General features: G+C 68.8%; 7 protein-coding genes. 6 read left to right on the plus strand and 1 reads right to left on the minus strand.

All coding sequences use genetic code 11. The annotated features are described in order from the left end of the window. Positions 1-2 precede the first annotated feature (2 nt). Positions 3-659, minus strand: coding sequence for a DUF3159 domain-containing protein (locus KUTG_RS24010; protein ID WP_043719765.1), 657 nt, complete (start codon positions 657-659; stop codon positions 3-5). 151 nt (positions 660-810) lie between these two features. Here KUTG_RS24010 and KUTG_RS24015 point away from each other — a divergent pair, with 151 nt between their 5' ends. From KUTG_RS24015 to KUTG_RS24040, 6 genes are read left to right on the plus strand one after another with little or no spacing between them, the layout of a single operon-like run. Next, a complete protein-coding gene (locus KUTG_RS24015) occupies positions 811-2007 on the plus strand; it encodes an ROK family transcriptional regulator (protein WP_043719768.1) in 1197 nt (398 codons plus the stop codon). A 31-nt stretch (positions 2008-2038) separates the two neighbouring features. Beyond that, complete coding sequence (locus tag KUTG_RS24020; RefSeq protein ID WP_043719770.1) at positions 2039-3385, plus strand: ABC transporter substrate-binding protein; 1347 nt, start codon at positions 2039-2041, stop codon at positions 3383-3385. Beyond that, positions 3385-4371, plus strand: coding sequence for a carbohydrate ABC transporter permease (locus KUTG_RS24025; protein ID WP_084579720.1), 987 nt, complete (start codon positions 3385-3387; stop codon positions 4369-4371). The genes KUTG_RS24020 and KUTG_RS24025 overlap by 1 nt, the downstream gene beginning before the upstream one ends. Continuing rightward, positions 4371-5255, plus strand: a complete 885-nt coding sequence (locus KUTG_RS24030) for a carbohydrate ABC transporter permease (RefSeq protein ID WP_043719773.1) — start codon at positions 4371-4373, stop codon at positions 5253-5255. The genes KUTG_RS24025 and KUTG_RS24030 overlap by 1 nt, the downstream gene beginning before the upstream one ends. Continuing rightward, a complete protein-coding gene (locus KUTG_RS24035) occupies positions 5252-6517 on the plus strand; it encodes a 6-phospho-beta-glucosidase (protein ID WP_043719775.1) in 1266 nt (421 codons plus the stop codon). The genes KUTG_RS24030 and KUTG_RS24035 overlap by 4 nt, the downstream gene beginning before the upstream one ends. Then, positions 6502-7518 carry an N-acetylglucosamine kinase gene (locus KUTG_RS24040; RefSeq protein WP_043719776.1) on the plus strand — a complete coding sequence of 339 codons (1017 nt, stop codon included), beginning with the start codon at positions 6502-6504 and terminating at the stop codon, positions 7516-7518. Before KUTG_RS24035 ends, KUTG_RS24040 begins: the two co-directional genes overlap by 16 nt. Positions 7519-7554: the final 36 nt, after the last annotated feature.

Raw genomic sequence — 7554 nt, forward strand, 5'->3', positions numbered from 1 at the left:
CCCTACCCCGGGTCGGTATCGGACACGAGTCTACGTCGCGGATGTCGTAAACCCGGGTGGCCCGAGGGCAGGCTTGCGCGGAAGGCCCACCAGGTCGGCGCGAGCATCAGCACGTAGAGCGGCCAGGACAGGCCGACGCGGGCGATGCCGGAGGCGATCACGTCACCCTGCCACCACAGGAATCCGAACACGATCACCCGGATGCCGTACTGGATGGAGTAGACGAGGGTGGCGCGGCCGTAGGCGCGCAACAGATCCGGGTCCTGCCGCCACTGGGTGCGCTGGCCGAGCAGTGCCCCGATGATGACGCCGAGCAGCGGCCACCGGACCGCCCAGCTGACCACGAAGGCCAGCCCGCTGGCGGCGTTGCTGAGCAGCTGCACCAGGAAGAAGTCGATGGCCCGCCCGGTGTACATGGCGACCAGCGCGGCGACGGACACCACGAAGGCGCCGACCAGCACCGCCCGGATCTTGTCCCCGCGCGCCAACCGGATGGCCCCGACCATCACGGCGGTGGCCACGGCGATGAGCGCGCCCCACCCGACCGAGTGATTCGTGAGCAGCCAGCCGGCCACGAACGCGACGGACGGCAGGGTGGCGTCCAGGGCCGCGCCGCGCCCGCCCAGCAGCTGCGCGAAGGTCTCTTCCCGCTCGATCACCCCCCAAGCCTGCCAGGTTAGGTGACCCTAATGGGTAACTAACACTCACGGTTACGACCTGAATACGCCATGAACGGGCCATTGACCTGGGTGAGCGCGGTCACTACGGTGGCACGAAATCGTCTGGAAAGTTAACAGACAGGAGTTCCCAGTGCGTGCCGGAAGCCCGAGACTGCTGCGCGAGATCAATGATCGCGCCGCGATCGACGCGCTGCTGCGCAACGGGCCGCTCACCCGGTCCGAGCTGGAAGGCATCATCGGGCTGTCCAAGCCCGCGACCGCCCAGCTGCTCACGCGCCTCGAAGCCCAGGACATCGTTCGCCGAGACGGCCTGCGCGGCGGCGGACGCGGTCCCCGCGCCCAACTGTGGGCGGTCAACGGCGGCCTCGCCCACGTGGCGGCCGTCGACCTCACGCCCGACTCGGTCGACGTGGCCATCGCCGACATCTCCGGCGCGACGCTCACCGAGCACCACGCGCTGATGCCCAAGGGCAGCGACGTGCTGACGGTGTTCGCCGAGGCCATGGCCAAGGCCGCCAGCGACGCCAACCTCCAGGTCAGCGACCTGCACCACGTGGTCGTCGGAAGCCCCGGCGCGGTCGACCCGGCCACCGGTCAGCTCGGCTTCGCGCCGCACCTGCCCGGTTGGGAGGGCTTCGACGTCGTCGGCCGCCTGCACGAGCTGCTGGGCACCTCGGTCACCGTCGAGAACGACGTCAACCTGGTCGCGCTGGAAGAGATGATCATCGGCCGCGCCGTCGACGTCCGCGACTTCGTGCTGGTGTGGCCGGTCGACGCGGTCGGCTCCGCGGTCGTGATCAACCGCGTGCTGCTGCGCGGCGCCACCGGCGGCGCCGGCGAGATCGACTGGATGCGCGTGCCGGACCTGTCCCGACAGGACACCGGCATCGACCGCGCCGGCACCCGCTACGGCGACCTGCTCTCCAACTCGTCGGTGACGAAGTTGGCCCGCTCGCACGGAATCTCCGCCCGCCACGCGCTCGGCGCGGTCACCAAGGCGCTCTCGCACGGCAACGCCGGCCGCGAGTTCCTGACCGACCTGGCCCGGCGCATCGCCGTCGGCATCGCCAACGTGGTCAGCGTCGTCGACCCGGAGCTCGTGCTGCTGTCCGGCGAGGTCGCCCACGCCGGCGGAACCGTGCTGTGCGAACTGGTCGCCGCCGAACTGCGCCGCCTGGTCATTCCCCGAACCCCGGTCGAACTCGCGCTGGTCGCCGGCCACGCGGTGCGCGCCGGGGCCATGCACTCCGCCCTGGCCGTGGTCAGGGAAGAGGTCTTCGGCCTACCGGCCAACGACATGCTGCCGCCGCTGCACACCGCTCGATAAATCCGCCGAAACCCCTGTCCTTGGAGGGCCCATGCGCACCCCCAGACGCGCCGCCCTGAACCGAGCAGCTGTCTGCTCGGCCGGAGCATTAGTCCTGCTGCTCTCGGCGTGCACCGCCGGCGGCGGCGGTTCGACCGGCGCCCAGGCCGCGCCCAGCGCGGACCAGAAGGTCACGCTCACCGTCTACAGCGCCTTCGCCGACCGCGAGCTGGGCATCCTGAACAAGGTGCTGGACGGCTTCCACGCCGCCCACCCCAACATCACGATCAACAGCCAGGGCAGCCAGGACGACGACAAGATCACCCAGGCCATCCGCGGCGGCAACCCGCCGGACGTGGCGATCTCGTTCTCCACCGACAACATCGGGCAGTTCTGCTCGTCGGGGGCCTGGCAGGACCTCAAGCCCTACATCGAGCGCGACAAGGTGGATCTGACCCAGATCCCCAAGGCCGTGCAGGACTACACCCAGTTCAACGGCACGCGCTGCGCGATGCCGATGCTGGCCGACGTCTACGGCCTGTACTACAACAAGGACCTGTTCGCGGCCAAGGGCATCACCACCCCGCCCAAGACCACCAGCGAGCTGCTCGAGGACACCAAGAAGCTGACCGAGCGCAACGCGGACGGCTCGATCAAGGTGGCCGGCTTCATCCCGCAGTTCGGCTTCTACGCCAACCACCCGCAGGTGTGGGCCCCGCAGTTCGGCGCCAAGTGGCTGGACAGCAACGGCAAGTCGGACCTGGCCGGCGACCCGGCCTGGACCGAGATGTTCAACTTCCAGAAGCAGCTGGTCGACTTCTACGGCTGGGACAACCTGCAGAAGTTCACCGCCGGCCTCGGCCAGGAGTACTCGCCCGACCACGCCTTCAACAAGGGCCAGGTCGCGATGATGTTCGACGGCGAGTACCGCACCGCCTTCCTCAAGTCGGACGCGCCGAACGTCAACTACGACACCGCGCCGTCCCCGGTGGCCGACGACAAGACCGACCTGTACGGCGGCGGCTACACCACCGGCACGATCATCGGCATCCCCAAGGGCGTCAAGAACGCCGGCGCCGCGTGGGAGCTGATCAAGTACCTGTCCACCGACACCAACGCGTTGGTGCAGCTGGCCAACGGCCTGGGCAACGTGCCGAGCACCAAGGCGGCGCTGCACAGCAGCGCGCTGCAGATGCCGGCCCAGTTCAACACCTTCCTCAAGGTGTTCGACAACCCGAACCTGGCCAACAACCCGGCCAGCCCCAACGGCGGCGCCTACCTGAAGACCGTCGAGGACCTGGGCTCCGCCTGGCAGAGCGGCACGGTCAAGGACCTGCACTCCTCGTTCGCCACGGCCGACAAGACGATCGACGACGCCAAGGCGCTCGGCGGCAACTGATGACAGCGACTCTGCTCGGTTCGACCGATGCGGCCGCCGCGTCCGTCCCCTCCTCGGGGCGGGCGCGGCGGCGCGGTCGCCATCGCAAGTGGGTGCTGTTGTTCCTGGCGCCGTGGGCCGCCGGCATGGTGCTGTTCTTCGTGTACCCGCTGCTGGCGACGGTGTACTTCTCGTTCACGAACTACGACGGGCTGAACACCGCCGACTTCGTGGGCCTGCGCAACTACGTCTTCATGTTCACCAGCGACCCGCTGGTGAAGGCGGCCGCGTACAACACGCTGTGGCTGGTCATCGTGCTGACCATCGGCCGGCTGGCCTTCGCCATGGGCGTGGCCCAGATCCTGACCAAGGTGCGCAACGGCTCCGGCTTCCTGCGGGCGCTGTGCTACCTGCCCTCGCTGGCCCCGCCGGTGGCCGCCACCCTGACCTTCGTGTTCCTGTTCAACCCGGGCACCGGCCCGGTGAACACGATCCTGGGCTGGCTGGGCATCAACGGGCCGCTGTGGTTCAACGACCCCAACCTGTCCAAGCCGTCGCTGACCCTGCTCACGCTGTGGGGCTCGGGCGAGCTGATGATCATCATCCTGGCCGCGATGCTGGACGTGCCGGGCGATCTCTACGAGGCGGCCGACCTGGACGGCGCCGGGCCGATGATGAAGTTCCGTAAGATCACGCTGCCGTCCATCGCGCCGGTGCTGCTGTTCGGCGTGGTCAACTCGATCATCTTCGCCCTGCAGTACTTCACGCAGGCGGTGGTGGCCGGCTCGGTGGCCTCCGGATCGGCCGACGCGGTCGGCAACTCCAAGCTCATCGGCTATCCGGACAACAGCACGCTGACCTTCCCGGTGTGGATGTACAACGAGGGATTCCGCTCGTACCACATGGGTTACGCCTCGGCCATGGCCGTGCTGCTGTTCATCGTGTCGTTCGCGTTCACCGCGATCCTCATCCGCCAGCTGCGCGCGGGGAAGGCGGAGGCATCCTGATGGCAACCCTGACCGCGACCGCGGTGGCCACCCGCCCGGCGCCCCAACGCAAAAAACGGCACCCTCGCGACATCGTCGGCTGGGTCGCCGTGCACGCGGTGGCCCTGGCCCTGGGCATCGGCTTCGCGCTGCCGATCGTTTTCGTGCTGCTGACCGCTTTCATGTCCGACCAGCAGGCGCTGACCTCCGACCTGTGGCCGCGCTCCTGGCACCCGGAGAACTTCCTCACGGTGTTCCAGAAGGCGCCGATGCTGGAGTACTTCGCCAACAGCCTGATCTACTCGGTGCTGGCCACCGCCGGCATGCTGCTGTCCAGCATCCCGGCCGCCTACGCGTTGGCGCGCCTGCGTTTCCGGGGCAGCAACCTCATCTTCATGCTGGTGATCGCCGCGATGATGCTGCCGCCGCAGGTGGTGGCCGTGCCGATCTACAGCATGTGGGCCAACCTCCACCTCACCGGCACGCTGTGGCCGCTGGTGGTGCCGTACTTCCTCGGCGACGCCTTCAGCATCTTCCTGCTGCGCCAGTTCTTCGTGACGGTGCCGCAGGACTACTTCGACGCGGCCCGCATGGACGGCTGCAACGAGTTCCAGATGCTCTACCGCGTGCTGGTGCCGATGACCAAACCGGGGCTGGCCGCCGCCGGCCTGTTCACCTTCCTCTACACCTGGAACGACTACTTCGGACCGCTGCTGTACGTGGGCGAGAAGCAGGACAGCTGGACGCTCTCGGTGGCGCTGGCGTCCTTCCGGGGCATGCACCAGGTGCAGTGGAACCTGACGATGGCCGCGACCGTTCTCGTCCTGGTGCCGGTGATCGTGCTGTTCCTGTTCGCACAGAAGTCGTTCGTCAAGGGGATCACTTTCACGGGAGTCAAAGGGTGAAACTCACTGTCGTAGGGGGCGGTTCCACCTACACCCCGGAGCTGATCGACGGCATCGCCGGCCGGCGCACCAGTCTGGACGTGGACGAGATCGTGCTCGTCGACCCGGACGCGGAGCGCCTGGCCGTCGTGGGGCCGTTCAGCCAGCGCCTGCTCGACCACGCCGGTCACCCGGCCAAGGTTCGCACCACCAGCGTTCTCGAGGAGGGTGTCGAAGGTGCGTCCGCCGTACTGTTTCAGCTGAGGGTCGGCGGGCAGACCGCGCGCCGCTCCGACGAGACCTTTCCGCACATCTGCGACTGCGTCGGCCAGGAGACCACTGGCGCCGGCGGCCTGGCCAAGGCGCTGCGCACGGTCCCGGTGGTGCTGGACATCGCCGACCGGGTGCGGGAGATCGCCGGCGAGGACACCTGGATCGTCAACTTCACCAACCCGGTCGGCATCGTGACCCGCGCCCTGCTTCAGGCCGGGCACAAGGCCGTCGGGCTGTGCAACGTGGCGATCACGTTCCAGCGCTGGACCTCGCAGCTGCTCGGGCTGCAGCCCGATGACGTGAAGCTGGAACACGTGGGCCTCAACCACCTCACGTGGGAACGCGGCCTGATCGTCAACGGCGAGAACGTGCTGCCCCAGCTGATCGCCGAGCACTCGCAGGAGCTGTCCGAGCACATCGGCATCCCGGCGGCGCTGATCCGGCGGATGGGCGTCGTGCCCTCGTACTACCTGAAGTACTTCTACGAGCACGACGAGGTCGTGGCGAAGCAGAAGCACGAGCGGCCGCGCGCCGACGTCGTCATCGAGGTCGAGAACGAGCTGCTCAAGATCTACCAGGACCCGGCCGTGGTGACCAAGCCCGAGTCGCTGTCCCAGCGCGGCGGGGCGTACTACTCGGAGGCCGCGATCCAGCTGGTCCACTCGCTCACCAGCGGCGGCCCCGGCGAGGAGCACGTGGTCAACGTGCTCAACAACGGCACGCTGCCGTTCCTGCCGGACGACGCCGTGATCGAGGTTCCATCCATTGTGGACAGTCACGGCGCGACCCCGCTCCCGGTCAAGCCGGTCGAACCCGCGTTCGCCGGGCTCATCTCGCACGTGACCGGGTACGAGTACCTGGCGCTGGAGGCGGCCGTCCACGGCGGTCGCGACCGGGTCGCCGACGCACTGCTCGCCCACCCGTTGATCGGCCAGTACTCGATCGCCGAGAAGCTCGCCGACGAGCTGGTCGCGGAGAACAAGGACCTGTTGCCATGGGCCAAGGCGTGAAGGCGGCCGTACTCGCCATCGACGGCGGGAACAGCAAGACCGACGTGATCCTGATAGACGAGAACGGGACCGTGCTCTCACACGTGCGCGGCCCCGGCGCATCGCCGCAGAACATCGGCCTGCACCCCAGTCTCGAATCGTTCAACCGCATGGTGCACGAGGCGGCCGGCAAGGCCGGTCTGGCCACGACCAGGCCGTTCGCCCAGCACACGGCGGCCTACCTGGCCGGCGCCGACCTGCCGCGCGAGGAGGAGATCCTCCAGCGGGAGTTCGGCAAGCTGGGCTGGTCGGACAGCACCGTGGTCGGCAACGACACCTTCGCGCTGCTGCGGTCGGGCACCTCCGACGGCGTCGGCGTGGCCGTGGTGTGCGGGGCCGGCATCAACTGCGTCGGCGTGGCGCGGGACGGCCGGATGCACCGGTTTCCCGCGCTGGGCCGGATCTCCGGCGACTGGGGTGGAGGCTCCCAGATCGGCGGAGACGCGTTATGGCACGCCGTGCGGGCCGATGACGGCCGCGGGCCGCAGACCGCGCTGCTGCCGGCGATCCTCGCCCACTTCGGCGTGACCAGCATCAGCGAGGTCGTCGCCGGCCTGCACTTCGAGGAGATCTCCGGCGACGTCGTGCACGAGCTGTGCCCGCTGCTGTTCCGCGTGGCCGCCGAGGGCGACGCCATCGCCGCCTCGGTCGTCGAGCGGCTCATCGAGGAGATCGTGGTGCTGGCGACCGTGTCGCTGCGCCGCCTCGACCTGCTCGGCGAGCAGGTCGACATCGTGCTCGGCGGCGGCGTGATGACCAACGCCGGTGGCGGCATGATCGAGGAGATCACCCGCCGCTGCCACGCGGCCGCCCCGCTGGCCGACGTGCACCTGGTGGATCTCCCCCCGGTCGCCGGCGCCGCGTTGCTCGGGCTGGACGCCATCGGCGCCAGCTCCGAGGTCGAGAGCCGGCTGCGGTCCCACTACGCCCCCGAAGCCGAGGAACGGCTCGTCGCGGGCTGACCCACAGACCCCGTGGGTAGGGAGTGACGGCGGCGG

Origin of the sequence: Kutzneria sp. 744 (assembly GCF_000568255.1) — a bacterium.
Classification (GTDB): domain Bacteria; phylum Actinomycetota; class Actinomycetes; order Mycobacteriales; family Pseudonocardiaceae; genus Kutzneria.

Coding starts and splice junctions, on each gene's coding strand:
- KUTG_RS24020 (WP_043719770.1), top strand. CDS start 2,039: ATGCGCACCCCCAGACGCGCCGCCCTGAACCGAGCAGCTGTCTGCTCG.
- KUTG_RS24025 (WP_084579720.1), top strand. CDS start 3,385: ATGACAGCGACTCTGCTCGGTTCGACCGATGCGGCCGCCGCGTCCGTC.
- KUTG_RS24030 (WP_043719773.1), top strand. CDS start 4,371: ATGGCAACCCTGACCGCGACCGCGGTGGCCACCCGCCCGGCGCCCCAA.
- KUTG_RS24040 (WP_043719776.1), top strand. CDS start 6,502: ATGGGCCAAGGCGTGAAGGCGGCCGTACTCGCCATCGACGGCGGGAAC.